Origin of the sequence: Streptomyces coerulescens (genome assembly GCF_042657965.1) — a bacterium.
Taxonomy (GTDB): Bacteria; Actinomycetota; Actinomycetes; order Streptomycetales; family Streptomycetaceae; genus Streptomyces; species Streptomyces coerulescens.
The window spans coordinates 822,093-840,218 of record NZ_JBHSKM010000002.1; the positions used below are offsets into that span (position 1 = coordinate 822,093).

The 18,126-nt window shown below is 72.5% G+C and carries 13 protein-coding genes; 3 read left to right on the forward strand and 10 right to left on the reverse strand.

All coding sequences use genetic code 11. From position 1 onward, the window contains the following. Window positions 1-36: 36 nt before the first annotated feature. A complete protein-coding gene (locus ACFPQ9_RS05165; RefSeq protein ID WP_380847184.1) occupies window positions 37-1,605 on the forward strand; it encodes a CocE/NonD family hydrolase in 1,569 nt (522 codons plus the stop codon). A gap of 398 nt (window positions 1,606-2,003) precedes the next feature. On the opposite strand, the gene ACFPQ9_RS05170 is transcribed toward ACFPQ9_RS05165, so the two are convergent. After that, window positions 2,004-2,411, reverse strand: coding sequence for a DUF6278 family protein (locus tag ACFPQ9_RS05170; protein ID WP_380847187.1), 408 nt, complete (start codon window positions 2,409-2,411; stop codon window positions 2,004-2,006). A 230-nt stretch (window positions 2,412-2,641) separates the two neighbouring features. On the opposite strand from ACFPQ9_RS05170, the gene ACFPQ9_RS05175 reads away from it, so the two are divergent. After that, window positions 2,642-4,417 carry an SGNH/GDSL hydrolase family protein gene (locus ACFPQ9_RS05175; RefSeq protein ID WP_380847190.1) on the forward strand — a complete coding sequence of 592 codons (1,776 nt, stop codon included), beginning with the start codon at window positions 2,642-2,644 and terminating at the stop codon, window positions 4,415-4,417. On the opposite strand, the gene ACFPQ9_RS05180 is transcribed toward ACFPQ9_RS05175, so the two are convergent. The 9 genes from ACFPQ9_RS05180 to ACFPQ9_RS05220 all read right to left on the reverse strand — a co-directional run bounded on the left by ACFPQ9_RS05180 (window position 4,414) and on the right by ACFPQ9_RS05220 (window position 16,945). After that, window positions 4,414-5,193: an exodeoxyribonuclease III gene (locus tag ACFPQ9_RS05180; RefSeq protein ID WP_380847193.1), complete on the reverse strand. Its 780-nt coding sequence runs from the start codon at window positions 5,191-5,193 to the stop codon at window positions 4,414-4,416. The genes ACFPQ9_RS05175 and ACFPQ9_RS05180 overlap by 4 nt on opposite strands. A gap of 56 nt (window positions 5,194-5,249) precedes the next feature. Further along, on the reverse strand, window positions 5,250-5,885 hold the full coding sequence (locus ACFPQ9_RS05185; RefSeq protein ID WP_380847196.1) for an MBL fold metallo-hydrolase: 636 nt from the start codon (window positions 5,883-5,885) through the stop codon (window positions 5,250-5,252). 44 nt (window positions 5,886-5,929) lie between these two features. After that, window positions 5,930-7,228, reverse strand: a complete 1,299-nt coding sequence (gene pcaDC / locus ACFPQ9_RS05190; RefSeq protein WP_380847198.1) for a bifunctional 3-oxoadipate enol-lactonase/4-carboxymuconolactone decarboxylase PcaDC — start codon at window positions 7,226-7,228, stop codon at window positions 5,930-5,932. Between the two features lie 125 nt (window positions 7,229-7,353). Continuing rightward, window positions 7,354-8,322, reverse strand: a complete 969-nt coding sequence (locus tag ACFPQ9_RS05195) for a hypothetical protein (protein ID WP_380847201.1) — start codon at window positions 8,320-8,322, stop codon at window positions 7,354-7,356. A gap of 111 nt (window positions 8,323-8,433) precedes the next feature. Further along, window positions 8,434-10,179 carry an SWIM zinc finger family protein gene (locus tag ACFPQ9_RS05200; protein WP_417803269.1) on the reverse strand — a complete coding sequence of 582 codons (1,746 nt, stop codon included), beginning with the start codon at window positions 10,177-10,179 and terminating at the stop codon, window positions 8,434-8,436. Window positions 10,180-11,348: 1,169 nt separating this feature from the next. After that, the gene (locus ACFPQ9_RS05205; RefSeq protein WP_380847204.1) at window positions 11,349-14,183 is read right to left on the reverse strand and encodes a DEAD/DEAH box helicase; all 2,835 of its coding nucleotides are present in this window, start codon (window positions 14,181-14,183) and stop codon (window positions 11,349-11,351) included. 122 nt (window positions 14,184-14,305) lie between these two features. Then, window positions 14,306-14,884, reverse strand: a complete 579-nt coding sequence (locus tag ACFPQ9_RS05210; protein ID WP_380847207.1) for a sugar kinase — start codon at window positions 14,882-14,884, stop codon at window positions 14,306-14,308. Further along, window positions 14,881-16,029: an ROK family glucokinase gene (locus tag ACFPQ9_RS05215; protein ID WP_380847210.1), complete on the reverse strand. Its 1,149-nt coding sequence runs from the start codon at window positions 16,027-16,029 to the stop codon at window positions 14,881-14,883. The genes ACFPQ9_RS05210 and ACFPQ9_RS05215 overlap by 4 nt, the downstream gene beginning before the upstream one ends. A 178-nt stretch (window positions 16,030-16,207) precedes the next feature. Next, complete coding sequence (locus ACFPQ9_RS05220; protein WP_107907907.1) at window positions 16,208-16,945, reverse strand: GntR family transcriptional regulator; 738 nt, start codon at window positions 16,943-16,945, stop codon at window positions 16,208-16,210. A gap of 129 nt (window positions 16,946-17,074) precedes the next feature. On the opposite strand from ACFPQ9_RS05220, the gene ACFPQ9_RS05225 reads away from it, so the two are divergent. Beyond that, window positions 17,075-18,097: a Gfo/Idh/MocA family protein gene (locus ACFPQ9_RS05225; RefSeq protein WP_380847213.1), complete on the forward strand. Its 1,023-nt coding sequence runs from the start codon at window positions 17,075-17,077 to the stop codon at window positions 18,095-18,097. The last annotated feature ends 29 nt before the right edge of the window (window positions 18,098-18,126 follow it).

The window sequence follows — 18,126 nt, forward strand, 5'->3', positions numbered from 1 at the left end:
GGGTCACTTTGCACTGACACGAGTGAGGAGTGACCCGTGGGAACCCATCGCAAGGCCCTGCGTACGACCGCCGTGGGCGCCGTCTCCGCGACTCTGGTCGCCGGTAGCGCCCTCGGACTCGCCCCCGCGGCCCAAGCGGCCCCGAACAGCGTCCGTTTCGTCGACATCGGCGGCTACGGCGGCACAACCCTCAAGGCGAACGTCGTCACGCCGGCCGGCGCCGACGGCACACGCCGCTACCCGCTGCTCGTCATGCCCACGAGCTGGGGCCTGCCCCAGGTCGAGTACTTGGCACAGGCCCAGAAGCTCGCGAACTCGGGCTATGTCGTGGTCAGTTACAACGTACGCGGCTTCTGGCAGTCCGGCGGCGAGATAGAAGTGGCCGGCCCGCCCGACATATCCGACGCGTCCAAGGTCATCGACTGGGCGCTCGCCAACACCCCGGCCGACGCGGAGCAGATCGGCATGGCGGGCGTCTCGTACGGCGCCGGCATCAGCCTGTTGGCCGCCGCGCACGACAAACGGGTCCGGGCGGTCGCCGCCCTCAGCGGCTGGGCCGACCTCATCGGCTCGATCTACTCGGGCCGCACCCAAAGCGTCCAGGCCGCCGCGCTGCTCGACGGCGCGGGCCTGATCACCGGCCGCCAGAGCGCCGAACTCCGGCAGATCTTCAACGACTTCTACGCCTCCAACCTGTCCAAGGAACAGGACATCATCAACTGGGGGAAGAAACGTTCGGTCGCCACATACGTGGACCAACTCAACGACAGTGGCGCCGCGGTCATGATGGCCAACGCCTGGGGCGACACGATCTTTCCGCCCAACCAGTACGCGGACTTCTACGAGAAGCTCACCGGCCCGAAGCGGCTGGAGTTCCGCCCCGGCGACCACGCCACCGCCGAGCTGACCGGGCTCTTCGGTCTGCCCAACGACGTGTGGACGGACACCGAGCGCTGGTTCGACCACTACCTCAAGGGCGAGGACAACGGCATCAACCGCGAGCAGCCGGTCCAGCTCAAGTCCCGGACCGGCGGCACCTACGAGGGTTACCCGGACTGGAAGTCGGTCAGCGCGACGGACAGGAAGATCTCCCTGGCCGGCTCGACGACGATCCGCGCGAACATCGACTCGGGAGCCAATGGCGGGGTCGTCTTCCTCTCCAGCATCCTCGACCAGGTGGCCCAGGTGCCCCCGATGGCCTCGATCCCGCTGCTGCCCCGCCGCTGGGCGGCCGTATGGCAGTCGGAGAAGTACGCGTCGGCCCAACGCGTGCGCGGCACCTCGAAGTTGCACACCACCGTCACCCCGACCAAGGAGAGCGGCACCCTCGTCGCCTATCTGTACGACGTGGGCCCGCTCGGCCTCGGCAAGCTGGTCAGCAATGCGCCGTACACCTTCCACGGACGGACACCCGGACAGCCGTTCGGCCTCGACCTGGAGTTGTACTCCACGGCCTATGACGTCCCGGCAGGGCACCGCCTCGCGTTGGTCGTCGACACCGTCGACCCGCTCTACATCGAGCACAACCCGTCCGGCGCGCGGCTGACCTTCTCCTCGCCGGCGAACGACCCGTCGTACGTGTCGATTCCACTGCGCGAACAGTGATCTCCGGCCGGCGCCGGACGGGTATGGCTCTGTGACTGCTGCCCCCTGCTGCCCCTGTCCCCAGGGGCCGTGGGGGGATCCCCACCCGGCAGCAGCGTCCCTGGTCGTGGGCGGGCCACCGCCACGGCCTTGGGGACGGACGAAACATCGTAGTCGAGGTCGGACCCGGCGGGGCCGGAAGGGTTCAGGGACCACGAAGCGACAGATCCCCCACATGGTTGGCGACGTCACGCGGCACGATCGGTGGATCGCCGGGCATGCCTACCCCCAGTCCCGTTCAGCTGTGCAGCGATGGCCGCAAACTATCGGGACAAGAGCTGACTTATTGGACGACACGCACTTTTCGGACATAAGCCGTATTTACTTGGCGCTTATGTCACGCCCCCGCAGGCGGGGCCTTACGCCTCCGCGACCTCCGCGTACAGCTGCGACAGCTCGGGCACGCCGCTCACGGCCCACTCCCGCCCCGAGCTCACGACGTCGAACTCCCGGCCGGACGCGAGCCGGACGACCGGCTGGCCGTCCGGCCAGATCTCCCAGGCGGCTCCCGGCACGGTACGCACGATGACCGTGCCGAGGTACAGCCCGGCGTCGTTGCCCAGCCAGGGCAGAATCTCCTCGTCGTCCCGCCAGCGCGGCAGCAGCTGATCCAGGCCCTCCAACGAGGCCACGGTGTCATCGAGTTGGATCCCCGCCCGGGACGCGTGGGCGCGCAGGAGTTCGCACTCGGCGAGCAGCTCGGCGATGCCCTCGGGGTCGGGAGCCCCGCGCTTCTCGGGCCGATGACCAAGAAAAGGGATCTTCATACGCACAGCGTGTCATTCGCACGGCCGAACGCACCACAGGCGCGCTGGCCGCCGATTCCGGTCGAGTTCACGCCGACTTGTGGCATGGCTCGTTGACGGGTCACGGGTGCCTCTCTAACTTCTCCGTGCGTCTTGCGTCTCGCCAGTACGTCTCTGCTGAGTGTCCTGCCCGAACTTGTCATGCGCAGTCATACGTAGTCCTGAGCGGTCGTGAACGGGAGGAGTCGGCCGTGCGCCGATGTGTCTGGATTTCCGCGGTCGTCCTTGCCCTCTTCGCCGCCCTGGTGCCGGGTGTCTCCGCACACGCGGCCCCCGAACGCAGAGCCGTGCCGCTCCCGCTGGAGCGGCTCTTCGACAACACGGCCGTCAGTGACGACGCCCGGCCCGCCGCGGCGAACTTCGACGGGGCGGGCGCCTCTCTGTCGGCGCAGGACCTCGCGGCCGCCGGATGGACGCCGGGCCGCGCGCTGACCGTGCAGGGCGCCCGGCTGACCTGGCCCGACCGGCAGCCTGGCGAGCCGGACAACGTCCTCGCCGCCGGGCAGGACGTGCGGGTGCTCGGCCACGGCGACGCGCTCGCCTTCCTGGTGGCGGGCACCGCGGGCATCGACGTCGGCGCCACGGGGACCGTGCTCTACGCCGACGGCACCCGGTCCGGCTACCGACTGACCGCTTCCGACTGGCGCACCGGCCCACTCGCCACCAAGGCGGTCGCGCTGCCGCACATCAACACGCCCGGCGGCCAACTCGCCGAGCGGGCCCGGCTGTACGTCGTGACCGTGCCGCTCGTGGCGGGGCGTCAGGTCGCCTCCGTGGTGCTGCCGCGGGCGTCAGGACTGCATGTGTTCGCAGTGTCGGTGCGGACCCCGGCCCCGGGCTGGACGGGGAGTTGGGCCACGGCGACGGGCGGCTATCCGACCGTGGGGCCGTGGACCGACCGGACATTGCGCCTGGTGGTGCACACCTCGGTGGGCGGTCCTCGGGTGCGGCTGCGGTTCGACAACACGTTCGCGGCGGGGCCGGTGCGGATCGGCCGTGCGAGCGTGGCGGTGCAGCAGTCTGGCGCGGCGGCCAAGGCGGCGCCGGTCCGGGTGTCGTTCGCGGGTGCGGCGAGTGTGCGGATCCCGGCGGGGGCGCAGGCCTACAGCGATCCGCTCGGGTTCGCCGTGCCCGCGGACGCCAACCTGCTGGTGAGCTTCCATCTGCCGGGCACCGTGCCGGCCGCGCCCGTGCACCGGCTCGCGCAACAGCGGTCGTACGTGAGCGAGCCGGGCGACCACACGGCGGACCTCGCCGCCTCCGCCTATCCGACCGTGCTGACCAGCTGGCCGCTGCTGACCGGCGTCGACGTGAGCGGTGGGCCGGGGTCCGTGGTGCTGCTGGGGGACTCGATCACCGACGGCGACAAGTCCACCATGGACGCGAACCGGCGGTGGCCCAATGTTCTGGCCACTCGGCTGCTGAAGCAGAGTGCGGTCCCGCGCTACGGCGTGCTCAACCAGGGGATCTCCGGCAACCGTGTGGTGTCCGACCGCTACCCGGGGGACGGGGTCTCCACCGACACGGCCGGGGTGAGCGCGCTGTACCGGTTCGACCGGGATGTCGTGGCCCAGACCGCGGCGCGTACGGCGGTGGTGTTCGAGGGCATCAACGATGTGCGCGCGGGCACGACCGCGGAGCAGGTGATCGCCGGGCTGCGCGAGATCGCGGACCGGGGGCATGCGCGCGGGCTGCGGATGCTGGCGGCGACACTTCTGCCCTGCGAGGGCGAGGCACGCTGCACGGCCGCCGTCGACGCGGAGCGCTCTGTCGTCAACGCGTGGATCCGGGGTGCCGGTCTGTTCGACGGCGTCCTCGACTTCGACGCCGTCGTCCGGGACCCGGCGCGGCCTTCCCGGATGCTCCCCGCGTACGACAGCGGAGACCATCTGCATCCCGGGGATGCGGGGCTCGCCGCGCTGGCCGGGTCGGTGGACCTGCGGGCGCTGGTGCCGGCCGGCGCCTAGACGTCCAGGTCCACGACCACCGGTGCGTGGTCCGAGGCGCCCTTGCCCTTGCGCTCCTCCCGGTCCACGTACGAGTCGGTGACCGCCTTGGCGAACGGCTCGTTGCCGTAGACCAGGTCGATGCGCATGCCGCGGTTCTTGGGGAAGCAGAGCTGGCGGTAGTCCCAGTACGTGAACGGGTGGTCGTACTTCAGGGGGCGGGGGACCACGTCGGACAGGCCGGACTCGCGCAGGGCGGCGAGGGCGGCGCGCTCGGCGGGGGTGACATGGGTGAGGCCCTCGAAGGCGGCGAGGTCGTAGACGTCGTCATCGGTCGGCGCCACGTTGTAGTCGCCCAGCACCGCGAACGGGCGGCTGCCGCCTGCGTCGCCGGCGACGGCCGCCTTCAGGGCCTCGAACCACTGGAGCTTGTAGGCGTAGTGGGGGTGGTCCACCTCACGGCCGTTCGGTACGTACACCGACCAGACGCGGACCGGGCCGCAGGTCGCGGAGATGGCCCGGGGCTCCTGCACGCCGTCGTAGCCGGGGTCGCCCGGCAGGCCCTTGACGACGTCCTTGAGGCCGACGCGGGAGAGCACCGCCACGCCGTTCCACCGGCCGGTGGCGTTGACCGCCGCCTCGTAGCCGAGGTCGCGCAGGGGGTCGATCGGGAACTGGTCCTCGGCGACCTTGGCCTCCTGAAGGCAGAGCACGTCGGTGCCGCTGCTCTCCAGCCAGGCCAGGAGCCTCGGCAGGCGTGCGGTGATCGAGTTCACGTTCCAGGTCGCGATGCGCATGTCTCACAACCTACCGGGCGGGACTGACAACCCGGCCCCGCCCGGGGTGGGACCGGTCACAGCTCCGCGGAGGCCCCCGGCGTCAGGCGCAGATGCTCCGCGCCGCCCAGGCCGCCGATCTGGCGGTCGTAGATCGGGCGGGCCAGGTCGGTGAGGAGGGCGTCGTGGATGTCGTAGGCGCGCTGCGGCTTGACCTCGCGGACGTAGTCGATGACCTCCGCGATCTTGTTCCACGGCGCCATCACCGGGAGCATCAGCGTCTCGACCGGGTGGTCCGGCACGGTGAGGGCGTCGCCGGGGTGGAAGACGCGGCCGCCGTCGACGAGGTAGCCGACGTTGGTGACGCGCGGGATGTCCGGGTGGATGACGGCGTGCAGCTCGCCGTGGACCTGGACGTCGAAACCGGCGGCGGTGAAGGTGTCGCCGTGGCCGACGGTGTGCACACGGCCCGGGAACGCCGCCGAGATCTGCGCGGCGACGGACTTCAGCGTCCAGATCTCCGCGGCCGGGTCGGCCTCCATGGCCGCCCGCAGCCGCGCCTCGTCGAAGTGGTCGGGGTGCTCGTGGGTGACGAGGATGGCGTCCGCGCCGACCGCGGCGTCCTCCTCGCTGAACCCGCCGGGGTCGAGAACGAGCGTCTGTCCGTCCTTCTCCAGGCGGACGCAGGAGTGCGACTTCTTCGTGAGCTTCATGGGTCCATCCTGGCGCGCACCGGTCCGGGACGCCCGCCCCGGGCTCACTCCTGGGGGGTGGTCTCTTCCCTTATGACCTTCTGGGCGACCTTGAACGCACTGTTGGCCGCCGGTACGCCGCAGTAGACGGCCGCCTGGAGCAGCACTTCCTTGATCTCGTCCGGGGTGAGGCCGTTGCGCAGGGCGGCACGGGTGTGGAAGGCGAGTTCGTCCAGGTGGCCGCCCGCGACCAGGGCGGTGAGGGTGACACAGCTGCGGGCACGCCGGTCGAGGCCGGGTCTGCCCCAGATCTCGCCCCACGCGTACCGGGTGATGAGCTCCTGGAAGTCCCCCGAGAAGTCGTCGGCCTGCGCCAGCGCCCGGTCCACGTGCGCGTCGCCGAGCACCTCGCGACGGACCTTGATCCCCGCGTCGTAAGGATCCGCCCGGCCCGTCGTCTGCTGCGGTACGACGGCCGGGGCGATCTCGGCGATGGGCGCGGGCTGCGACGGCACCGGCGCCAGGACCGGCTTCACGGGGGCGGCGACGATGGCCATCTGGCCGGTCGTGGAGTCGTAGGCGGGCTGCCAGGCGGTGGAGAAGTGCCGGACCAGCAGGTCGGTGACGGCGGCGGGCTGCTCGACCGGGACGAGGTGGGAGGCGCCGGGGACCACGGCGAGCCGCGCGTCCGGGATGCCGGCGACCAGGGTGCGGGCCTCGGCGGGGCCGGTGACCTGGTCGTCCGAGCCGACGAGGACGAGCGTGGGCACGGCGACGCCCGCGAGCTGCGCCCGTACGTCGAAGGAGGCCAGGGCCTCGCACGCGGCGATGTAGCAGCCGGGGTCGGTGGTGCGCACCATCTGCACGGCCCACTCGGTGATGGCGGGCTGGGCGGCGGCGAAGCCGTTGGTGAACCAACGGTCCGGCGAACTGCGGGCGATGGGGTCGAGGCCGTTGGTGCGCACGATCACGCCGCGCTGGCGGAACTCGTCCGCCGTGCCGAAGCGCGGCGAGGCGGCGATCAGCGCGAGCGAGGCGATGCGCTCGGGGTGGCGCAGGGCGAGTTCGATACCGAGTGCGCCGCCGAGCGCGCAGCCGGCGTAGCCGAAGCGCTGCACGCCGAGGCCGTCGAGGGTGGCGAGCAGTCGTTCGGCGAGCTCGGTGACCGAGCCCGCCGGGTAGGCGGGTGCGCCGCCGTGTCCCGGCAGGTCGAACCGGAAGACACGCCACTGCTGGGTCAGTTCGGGAACCTGCCGGTCCCACATGTGCCAGGTGGTACCGAGCGAGGGGCCGAGGATGAGGACGGGGGCGTCTTCGGGGCCGTCGAAGCGGTACTGGAGGGCGGGGGTCTTCGTCTCACTCACCGCTCCACGCTAACCGCCTTTTCTTGCCTTCCGGACGACAGGCCCCACCTCCCTACACCTCACTCCCGCGGACCTCCGGCGAACCCTCACACCACCTTCACCGCCGGCTGTCGGCCGGATGCGGCTCAGGACCGCAGGGTGACCCCGAACCGGGTCTTCATCCGCCGCAGTTCCCACAGCGAGACGGCGGTCACCGACAGCGGCCCACCCAGCGTGGCGCAGAACTGGACGAGGGGCGGGCCCGAAGGCATGCCGTCGCCCATCACGCTGAAGGCCGCGAACACCCACACCAGCGTCAATGTGAGGACGGGCGGCAGCATCGGATGGACCTGGGCGCTGTTGAAGGCACTGCGGGCCGAGTACAGCGACGCCATGAAGAAGAACGGAAAACCCCACACGATCACGATCAGCGAGGCGACGGCCAGTGCGTACTCCCACCAGCTCTTCCCGTCGTCGGCGTTGGCGAACAGGGCCGTCGGGACGAGGATTCCGCCCATCACGACCAGCGTCAGCACGTACCAGCCGACCGCCTTGAGCGGAGCGCGCAGCCGGGAGCGCAGGTGGGGCCGCAGGTGCGGGGGCGCGTAGTAGATGAATCCGACAATGACCAGGGGCGCGGCGATGATCAGCACGAACGGGGCGACGATGAGCTGGGCGGCACCTTGCCACGCCGCGTCCTCCCAGCGGTCCGGGTTCACGTTGTAGGCGAGGACCAGGGCGATGGTGGCGGCGGCACCGAGCACCGTGCGGACCACCTGGACGCGGTCCACGGTGCGGTCCTGGATCCGGCCGTCGCCCTCCTGCGCGAAGAGCCTGGTGGCAACGCGGTGGGCCGAGCGCAGGATCGCGCCGATGAGCCCGAAGCGAGAGCCGAACGACAGGCAGCCGCGGCGCCGGGCGGCAGGGCGCGGCGTGGGCTGCGGGCCGTAGGGGTACGGATGCGGATTCGGGTGGGGAGGCTGGTTCGGATTCGGGTACGGGCCCGCATTCGGTGGCGGCGGTCCGTACGGAGCGCCGCCCCAGCCCTGGTTTCCCGGTCCGTTGCCGCCCGGTTGCCCCGAGCCGGGTCCAGGACCCCATCCCCCCGTAGCCATGACCTCTCCCGCCGTTCGTTTCTTGCCAGTTGCTGTATGTCACCCGAGCGACAACGCGGCAGTGTAGTTGCTTCTGTGAAAGGGCTGCCGTCGGCGTGGGGAACGGTCGGGTCAAGCTTGCGGCGGCGGGAACGCGAGGTCGGCGAGGGCGCCGGCCGGGTCGAGACCGGTGAGCGCGCCGACGGGGTCGAGGTCGGGAGTGCCCCGTGGCCACCAGTCGTCGTGGCCCGGTTCCGACTCGTACGGGTACCACAGGCCGTCGCGGCCGAGGCGGAGTTGGACATGGCCGCGGGGGTGGGTGAGGCGGTTGTGCCAGGGGCGGAAGGCCGGGAGGTCGGCGGCGAGCAGGAGCGGGCGGGCACGGTCGAAGCGGCCGGCCGGCGGGTCCCAGGGTTCTTCGAGGACCGCGAGCCCTTCAAGACCGCCCTGCCGCCAGGCCGCGACCGCGCGCGCCAGGTCGGCCGGGGTGCGGTCGGTGGCGGAGGCCAGGGAGGAGTACAGGGCGCGGGTGCCGGCGGTGAGGCCGGAACCCGGGCGGGCGGCGGCGAGCCGTACCGCGTCCTGCCACAGGGTCAGTTCGGCGACCGGGTCACGGCCGGTGCCGAGCAGGGCGTGGGCGCGGGCCGCCGCGTCGGTCGCCAACTGGTCCAGCGCGAAGGGGTCCGGGCCGCCCGGAGCCGCCGGGTAGGCAGGCGGTTGCTCGGGGTGCGGGGGCAGGGGCAAGGGGGCCGGGAGGGGCGGGAGTCGGCGCTCCGGGTCCAGCGCTTCGGTGGCCCGTACGCCCGCCAGGGGCGCCGGTCGCTGTTCCTGTGCGGCCCGGGCCGCGCGGGCGGCGCTCAGTCGGGACAGCGCGTCGAGCAACTGCCGTTCACCGCGCCCGCGCAGCAGAAGCAGTACGAAGGGGTCGGCGTCCAGCAGGCGTGCGGCCTGGTAGCAGAGGGCCGCGGCGTGTTTGCAGGGGTGGCCTCGGTCGGGGCAGCTGCAACGGGGGTCCAGGTCGCCCGGTCCCGGCAGCAGCGGCACCCCGCACTCGGCCAGGGACTGCGGCATCTCCTTGTCCAGCAACGCCGCGATGTGTCCCGGCCGCTCGGCGACGGCGTCCAGGAACCGTGCCCAGTCGGCGTCGTCCAGGGTCCGCAGCCGCACCTGCACGCGGTACGGCCGCGGACGGCTGCCGCGCACGTACGCCAGCACCAGTCCCGGCGTCACGGTGATCGCGTCGACGTGCCCTTCCTGCGCATAACTCCGCCCCCGCGCAAGCCGCTTGGCATCGAGAGCCCCCTCCTCCAACGCGCTCACCCAGGCATTGCCCCACCAACTCTCGGCGAACCCCGCCTCGTCCGCCGGGCGGGGCCCGAAGGCCGGGAAGGTACGCCGGAGTTCACCGTCCCGGGAGGGGGCGGCCATGGATCGAGGGACGAGGGGGGACGGGTCAGGAGGTGGAGGGGTTGGGGAAGGGATGGGGTCGTTCTCGGTGAGGGGTGGCGGGTCTTGCCGTTGGCGGTCGAACGGAACGGGGGGCTCGGAGGACGCAGGTGTCGGAGCGGGGCGCGGCTGATCGGCCGGATCGGGCTGCACCGGGGCTTCCTCACCCTCGGGGATGTCCGAAGTCGGCATCAAGAACGCGCCGGCGAGCAGGCTCTGGACGTCACGGACACGCATCCGGTCGGCCGCCGTCCCCGACCCACGGAGCGGCTCGCCCCCGCGCTGCCGGGCCTCGTCGCGGCTCGTGTTCGGGGTGGGGCGCGGCTGATCGGAGGGATCGGCCTGCGCCGGGGCGTCGTCGCCCTCGGGGGCATCCGAAGTCGGCATCAAGAACGCGCCGGCGAGCAGGCTCTGGACGTCACGGACACGCATCCGGTCGGCCGCCGTCCCCGACCCACGGAGCGGCTCGCCCCCGCGCTGCCGGGCCTCGTCGCGGCTCGTGTCCCGTCGGCGGCTCCTGGCCCCGGTTCCGGAGCCGGTACCGGTCGTTGCCGCGGGCGGACGACCTCCGGGCCGGTCCGTGCGCCGAACCTCCTTGCCGGCCTCCTCCGCCTCGGCCCGCCGCCGCTCCTTCAACGCCGCACGCAGAGCCTCGCGCGCGGCGTCCCCCGGTCGCGGCCCTGCGCGGCCGGACGCCGGGGCGGGCGCCTCGGTGCCGGGTTCCGTCGAGTCGTCGGACGGGTCGGCGTGGGCAGCGTCCGCTCTCGTGCCCGGCTGCTCCGTGCCGCGGCCGGCTCCGCCGACGTGTGAGCGTCCTGATCCCGGCCGTCGGGCGCCGGCGAGAGGCGAGTCCGATCGTTGTGCGTCCGCGCCGGATGCGCGAGCGGCCCCGGAGGGCAGCCCTTCACGACCGCCCGCCGCCTGGGACTGACTCGCCCGGGCGCGCTGCGCGAGATCCAGGTCGAGACCGTCCTCCTCCCTGTCCGGGCCATCGCCCGAGCCCGCGCCGCCTCCGCCCGAGCCCCGGTCCCGGGTGGGCCGCACCGCCGCCCGCGCGGCATCCCCGGGACGGGCGACCCGCCGCTCGCCCTCCCCCACGGCCGACTCCTCGCCGGCTGCGGCCCCTTGCTCAGCCTCCCGCCGCTCCCGAGCAGCCCGCAGCGCACGGCGTGCGGCATCGGCCGGTCGGGGCCCGGCGCCATCGGGCCGGCTCGACGTGCCCTCCGTCGGAGGCCCGTCGTACTCATCGCCGGAGCCGCCCCGATCGCTCGCCGACGCCTCCGCCCGGCCGTTCAGCCCCCTCCGTTGCTCCGCGCCGGAGCCTCCCTGCTCACTCCCCGACACCTCCGACTCGTCGTTCAACCCCCTCCGTTCCTCACCCGACGCGCTCCGCTGCTCCGCGGTCGCCCCGGGCCCGCCGCCGGACGCGTCCCGTTCATCACCGGACGCCCCCGGCTCCACGTCCCACTCGGCTCCCTCGGCCCCCTCGGCCCCCTCGGCGGCAGAAACCGCCTGCTCACCCCCTGGCGCCCCCAGCTCCCGCGACACGTCCGGCTCCTCCGGTTCGCCGCGCTCCGAACCCCACCGCTCCCCCATCCCCGTCACGACTCCCTCCGCAGGGACACCAGGTCGGACAGCTCACGGTTGGTCAGTTCGGTGAGGGCCGATTCGCCGGAGCCTAGGATCGCGTCGGCCAGGGCGCGCTTGGATTCGAGCATCTCGGCGATCCGGTCCTCGACGGTGCCCTCGGTGATGAGGCGGTGGACCTGGACGGGCTGGGTCTGGCCGATGCGGTAGGCGCGGTCGGTGGCCTGTTCCTCGACCGCCGGGTTCCACCAGCGGTCGAAGTGCACGACATGGCTGGCGCGGGTGAGGTTCAGGCCGGTGCCCGCGGCCTTGAGGGACAGGACCAGAACCGGGGTCGCGCCCGCCTGGAAGCGGTCCACCATGCGTTCGCGGTCCGGGACGGGCGTACCGCCGTGGAGCAGTTCGACCGGGACCGCCCGGGCGGCGAGGTGGGCGGTGATCAGACGGGCCATGCCCACGTACTGCGTGAAGACCAGCGCCGAGCCGTCCTCCGCCAGCAGTGTGTCGAGCAGTTCGTCCAGCAGGGCAAGTTTGCCGGAGCGGGCGGCGAGGCGGTCGTCGGCCGGTGCCGTCGTCTCCTCCTTCAGATACAGCGCGGGGTGGTCGCAGATCTGCTTCAGGGACGTCAGGAGTTTCAGCACCAGACCCCGGCGCGCGATGCCCTGAGCCGTCTCGATGGCGTGCATCGACTCACGCACCACGGCCTCGTAGAGCGCGGCCTGTTCGCGGCTGAGCGGGACGGGGTGATCGGTCTCGGTCTTGGGCGGCAGTTCGGGGACGATCCCGGGGTCGGACTTCTTGCGGCGCAGCAGGAACGGACGCACCAGGCGGGCCAGCCGGGCCACCGCCTCCTCGTCCTCGCCGTTCTCCACGGCTCGCGCGTGCCGGGCGCGGAAGGCCTTCAGAGGGCCTAGGAGGCCTGGGGTCGTCCAGTCGAGGAGGGCCCAGAGTTCGGAGAGGTTGTTCTCCACCGGCGTGCCGGTCAGCGCCACGCGCGCGGGCGTCGGGATCGTGCGCAGCGCCTTCGCCGTCGCCGAGTAGGGGTTCTTGACGTGCTGCGCCTCGTCGGCGACGACCATGCCCCAGGTGTGCTGCGCCAGTGTCGGCGCCGTCGAGCGCATGGTGCCGTACGTGGTCAGGACGAAGCCGGCGTCCATGTCGTCCAGGGTGCGCTCCGGGCCGTGGAAGCGGCGGACGGGGACGCCGGGCGCGAAACGGGTGATCTCCCGCTGCCAGTTGCCCAGCAGGGACGCCGGGCAGACCACCAGGGTCGGCGCGGTGCGGGCGCGCTTCAGATGCAGGGCGATGACCGTGATCGTCTTGCCGAGGCCCATGTCGTCGGCCAGGCAGCCGCCGAGGCCCAGGGACGTCATGAGGTCCAGCCAGGCCAGGCCCCGGAGTTGGTAGTCGCGCAGGGTGGCCCGCAGGCCCGGCGGCGCCTCGGCCGGCCGTACTCCCGCCGTGAGCCGGTCCCGCAGGGCCGCCAGGGCGCCGACCGGTACCGCCTCGACCGTCTCGCCGTCGACCTCCGCGCTGCCGGTGAGGGCGACGGACAGCGCGTCGACCGGGTCGAGCAGGCCCAGTTCACGTTTGCGTGCCTTGCGGACCAGGGCCGGGTCGACCAGCACCCAGCTGTCCCGCAGTCGGACGACCGGGCGGTGCGCCTCGGCGAGGGCGTCCATCTCGCCCTCGGTGAGCGGGTCCCCGCCGATCGCCAACTGCCAGCGGAACTGCAGCAGTTCCTCGCTCTCGAAGAATCCGGTGCCGTCGGTCGCCGAGCCGGGCGCGGGCCTGACGACAGCGGCCGCGCTGAGGTCCTGCGCCAGGTCGCGCGGCCAGTGCACGGCCACCCCGGCCGCCGCGAGGCGGGTCGTGGCCACCCCCAGCAGGTCGCCCAACTCCTCGTCGGACAGGGCCAGTACATCGGGTACGTCCTGCTCGGCGAGGCGGTCGAGCGGGGCCCACACCCGGGCCGCGCGGCGCACGGCCAGCGCCGCGTCCACGCGTGCGCGTGGCCCGAAGGCGTCGTCCGCCTCGCCGGCCCACAGGGCGGCCGCGTCGGCCAACAGGGTGGGGTCGGCGAGGCTGTGCACCTGGACGATGGCCGCGCCCGCGCTGCGTGCTCCGTCGTCCCGGTCGTCGAAGAGGTCGTACGCCGACAGGTCCAGGCGCAGCGAGATCCGTACGCCCGCGTCCATGCCGGCGGCGACCTCGGCCGCCCAGTCGTGGGCGGTGGGCAGGCGCTGGGCCTCGCGCGCGGCGAACGGCTTCCCGGAGACATGGGGAGCCGCGGGGGTGCGGGGCAGGGTGTCGGCGACCGCGTCCAGGAAGGCGCGCATCAGCGCCTCCGGCTCGGGCAGCCGCAGCGGGCCCGGACCGGGCAGGGGGACCGCGTGGCCTTCGTGGGGCAGGGCCGCGGCGACCGCGCGCAGATGGGCGATGTCGTCGGGGTCGAGGGGGCCGGCCCGCCAGGCGTCGTGGCCGGTGGGGGTCAGGCCGGGCAGCAGCCGGCCGCGCGCGGTGAGCCGCAGCGCGTGCAGGGCGGCCGCGCCCCAGCAGGCGGTGGCGGGGTGGGCGGCCGGGTCCCGCCGCGCCCGCACCAGCAGCGGCAGTGCCTCGCCGAGGGGCAGGGTCAGCGCGGGGGCGGTCCTGCGGCGGACTCCGGCGCCATGGCGTCGTACGACGGTGAGCTCGGTGAGCTCGGTGTCCTTGTCCGGCAGCGGGCCGTCCTCCGGGTCCCAGAAGGCGATCCGGCCCTCGCGCGGGAGGGACGCGGGCAGGAAGACGGCGGCGAGCCGCACGGAGACGGTCCCGCCCGTCCGCGCGGCCACGGCGGTCCTGTCGCTCATACGCCCTGTCACCTCCCGCCTTCGAGTCCGGTCAACCGTCTTCGACTCTACGGGCGGGGTCTGACAATCGGCCCCGGCGGCCTGCGCGGGCCGACGACCGTCGCGGGCCGATCACCGGCTCGTCAGGGAACCGTGCGGGAGACCGCGTACACGAACGGGTGCTCCGGGTCGGACAGGTTGACGACGATGTCCTGGGTGGGCGCCGGGTTCTTCTGCTTGCGGACGAGGCCGTACCAGGGCCCGGAGCCCTTGAAGTCCCAGCCGGTGATCTTCTGGTCACGGGCGTTGATGGTGATCTCGTCGCCCTCCAGGTCGTCCCGGTCGGCGCCGATGGACCTGAGGAACACGTCCAGGTTGTCCTTGGTGGTCTCGAACTGGACGTAGAGACGGCTGGTCTTCCAGTTGTTCGTCTCGTAGTAGGCGACCTTGTACGACGGAACCGGGATCAGGACCTGGTACAGCCGGCGCTGCACCCGCGACGGCCAGCCCTCGGTGAGGCCGGTCGCCGAGTACTTCTCCTCCTTGTCCTTGCCGCTGTCGCGGCTCTGGTTGGCGGAGATCACCAGGTAGCCGGCCGGCACGCCGATGAGCAGCACGATGATGAGCAGGGTGAGCGCCCGGCGGCGGATCATGTGGCGACGGCCCTCGGGCTCGGACTGGTCGTCCGGGGAGTCGGCCTGGTGCGGTACGGACACGGTCACGCCGACCCCTGAGACGTCCGGCGGGCTTCCGCGAACCGTGCGTAGCGCTCGTAGCGCTCGACCCGGCGGCGGTTGGCGCGGCGGAAGCGGCGGGCGACCAGGCGGGCCAGGTCGGCGGCGCCGACCATGCCGGCCTCGGGGCCGAGCTGAGCCCGGGTGATGCGGGCCTCGGGGCGATAGCCACGGCCGGTGAGGTGGCGTTTGAAGGCGTCCCGCGCGGGACCGATCAGCAGGTCGTCGGCGGCCGACACACCGCCGCCGATGACGAAGCAGGAGGGGTCCAGGGCGGCCGCGAGGTTGGCGATGCCGACGCCGAGCCACTGGCCGATGTCCTGGAGCAGCTCGATGCACATCGCGTCGCCCTCACGGGCCAGCTCGGTGATCATCGGTCCGGTGATGTCGCCGATCTGTCCCTTGACGTGCTCGATGATCCCGTACGCCACGGGAGAGTCGGCGGCGGCGAGTTCCTTCGCCTCGCGCACCAGCGCGTTGCCGGAGCTGTACTGCTCCCAGCAGCCGCGGTTGCCGCAGGGGCAGCGGTGGCCGCCGGGCACGACCTGCATATGGCCGAACTCGCCGGCGACGCCGTACTTGCCCCGCTTGACCTGCCCGTCCTCCAGGATCGCGCCGCCGATGCCGGTGCCCAGGGTGATCATGACGAGGTGGTCCTCGCCGCGGCCGGCGCCGAAGCGCCACTCGGCCCAGGCGGCGGAGTTGGCGTCGTTGTCGACCAGGACGGGCACGGCGAGCCGGCCGGCCAGCCGGTCGCGCAGAGGCTCGTTGCGCCAGGACAGGTGGGGCGCGAACAGGACGCGGGCACGGTCGGCGTCGACCCAGCCGGCCGCGCCGATACCGACCGCGTGCACGTCGTGGCGGTCGGACAGGTCCAGGACCAGTTCGACGATGGTGTCCTCGACGACCTTCGGACTCTTGGACTTGTCCGGGGTCTCCGTGCGGACCTTCTCCAGGATGTTGCCGTCGGCGTCCACGACGCCCGCCATCACCTTGGTGCCGCCGATGTCGATGCCCACGGTGGGAACTCTGGGCGCCGACAGGTGTGAGCGGCGCTCTCTGGGGCCCACCGTCCTCAGAACGGGGGCCCGCCTCGAGCCGATGGGGGCGGTGAAGTCGCGGTAGGTGCTCATCAGGGCCGATTCTGCCTCACCGCAGGTACGGGTGCCGTACCGGGAAACCATGGGGTGGTTCACGTCATACGCCGTCCGCGGGTCGTTCGTGGTCGCTCGCGCAGTTCCCCGCGCCCCCGAAGGCGTCACAGTCCAGGACGTTCAATGTCCTGACATTGCTACGTACCAAGCGGTCCGGTCAGGATCTGACCAGGAGCTGGAACTCGAAGGAGTAGCGGCTCGGGCGGTATGTGTGGGTGCCGTACTCGACCGCCCGGCCCGTGTCGTCGAACGTCACCCTCTGCATCGTGAGCAGCGGGGCGCCCTCCTCCTCGGCCAGGCGCTCGGCCTCGGCGGCGGTGGCGGCGCGGGCGCCGATGGTCTGGCGGGCGCTGTGCAGGGTGATGCCGGCCGCGCGCATCAGCCGGTACAGGCCGGTGGCCTCCAGCTGCGCGGTGTCCAGGCCGAGCAGGCCGGGCGGCAGGTAGTTGCACAGGTACGCCATCGGCTCGCCGTGCGCGAGGCGCAGCCGTTCGATCCGGTGCACGTCGCTGTCCTCGGCCACCCCGAGCGCCGCCGCGACCTCGGCGGACGCCGGGACGACGGTGTTGACGATCACCCGGGTCGCCGGGCGCTGGCCGGCCGACTCCAGGTCGTCGTAGAGGCTGCTGAGCTCCAGCGGGCGCTTGACCTGGCTGTGCACGACCTGTGTGCCTACGCCCCGGCGGCGCACCAGGAGACCCTTGTCCACCAGCGACTGGATGGCCTGCCGGACGGTCGGACGGGACAGACCGAGGCGTGCGGCGAGCTCGATCTCGTTGCCCAGCAGGCTGCCGGGTGTGAGCGCTCCGTGCTCGATCGCGGCTTCGAGCTGTTGGGACAGCTGGAAGTACAAGGGCACCGGACTGCTCCGGTCCACGCTCAGCTCGAGTTCCACGGTCGGGTCCACTTCTGGTTTCGGCACGGCCTGACTGTAGCTCTACGCGTTGTTGACGGGAAGTCGTGTAGTTTGATTGTCCGGACATTTGCATTGACAGCGTACGCACTGAACCCGCACTTTGTTTCCATGCGCATCGGGGTCATCGGTACGGGCCGCATCGGCACGATCCACGCCAACACGCTCAGCCGTCATCGCGACGTCGGCTCCTTGATCCTCACGGACGCGGACGCCGCGCGCGCCCAGGAGCTGGCCCACCGGCTCGGTGAGACGGCGGCGCCCGGGGTGGACGAGATCTTCCGGTGGGGCGTGGACGCCGTGGTGATCACCACGGCGACGTCGGCCCATGCCGAACTGATCGGCCGGGCGGCCCGGTCGGGGCTCCCGGTGTTCTGCGAGAAGCCCATAGCCCTCGATCTGCCGGGGACGCTGCACGCGATCGGGGAGGTGGAGACCGCCGGGACGATCCTCCAGATGGGCTTCCAGCGGCGCTTCGACGCGGGCTACGCGGGCGCCCGCGAGGCGGTGCGCTCCGGCCGGCTCGGGCGGCTGCACACGGTGCGCGCGCTGACCAGCGACCAGGCGCCGCCGCCGGTCGCCTGGCTGCCGCTGTCCGGCGGCCTGTACCGGGACACCCTGATCCACGACTTCGACGTACTGCGCTGGGTGACCGGGCGCGAGGTCGTCGACGTGTACGCGGCCGGGTCCGACGCCGGACCCGCGATGTTCCGTGAGGCGGGCGACGTGGACACGGCGGCGGTGTTGCTCACGATGGACGACGGCACACTCGCCACGGCCACGGCGACCCGGCTGAACGGCGCCGGATACGACGTGCGCATGGAGCTGGCCGGTGAGCTGGACACGGTCGTGGTCGGTCTGGACGACCGTACGCCGGTCGCGTCCACCGAGCCGACGGGGCCGCCCGCCGCGGACAAGCCGTGGCCGGGATTCCTGGAGCGGTTCGGGCCCGCGTACGAGGCGGAGCTGAACGCGTTCGTGGAGGTCGTGCGGGGCGAGCGGGCCAACCCCTGCGACGGCCGCGAGGCCTTGCAGGCGCTGCGGATCTCGGAGGCGTGCGAGCTGTCGAGACGCGACCGAAGACCGGTCGCCATCGCCGAACTACCGGGCGGGACTCAGCACACGGCGCTGTGAGGGCGGGCCCCCGGCGGCGCCGGCACCCG

What these genes read in the sequence shown, in the direction of transcription:
- ACFPQ9_RS05170 (WP_380847187.1), bottom strand. Translation starts at nt 2,411, where the DNA reads ATGAAGATCCCTTTTCTTGGTCATCGGCCCGAGAAGCGCGGGGCTCCC.
- ACFPQ9_RS05180 (WP_380847193.1), bottom strand. Translation starts at nt 5,193, where the DNA reads ATGCGCATCGCGACCTGGAACGTGAACTCGATCACCGCACGCCTGCCG.
- ACFPQ9_RS05185 (WP_380847196.1), bottom strand. Translation starts at nt 5,885, where the DNA reads ATGAAGCTCACGAAGAAGTCGCACTCCTGCGTCCGCCTGGAGAAGGAC.
- ACFPQ9_RS05195 (WP_380847201.1), bottom strand. Translation starts at nt 8,322, where the DNA reads ATGGCTACGGGGGGATGGGGTCCTGGACCCGGCTCGGGGCAACCGGGC.
- ACFPQ9_RS05200 (WP_417803269.1), bottom strand. Translation starts at nt 10,179, where the DNA reads ATGCGTGTCCGTGACGTCCAGAGCCTGCTCGCCGGCGCGTTCTTGATG.
- ACFPQ9_RS05205 (WP_380847204.1), bottom strand. Translation starts at nt 14,183, where the DNA reads ATGAGCGACAGGACCGCCGTGGCCGCGCGGACGGGCGGGACCGTCTCC.
- ACFPQ9_RS05215 (WP_380847210.1), bottom strand. Translation starts at nt 16,029, where the DNA reads ATGAGCACCTACCGCGACTTCACCGCCCCCATCGGCTCGAGGCGGGCC.
- ACFPQ9_RS05225 (WP_380847213.1), top strand. Translation starts at nt 17,075, where the DNA reads ATGCGCATCGGGGTCATCGGTACGGGCCGCATCGGCACGATCCACGCC.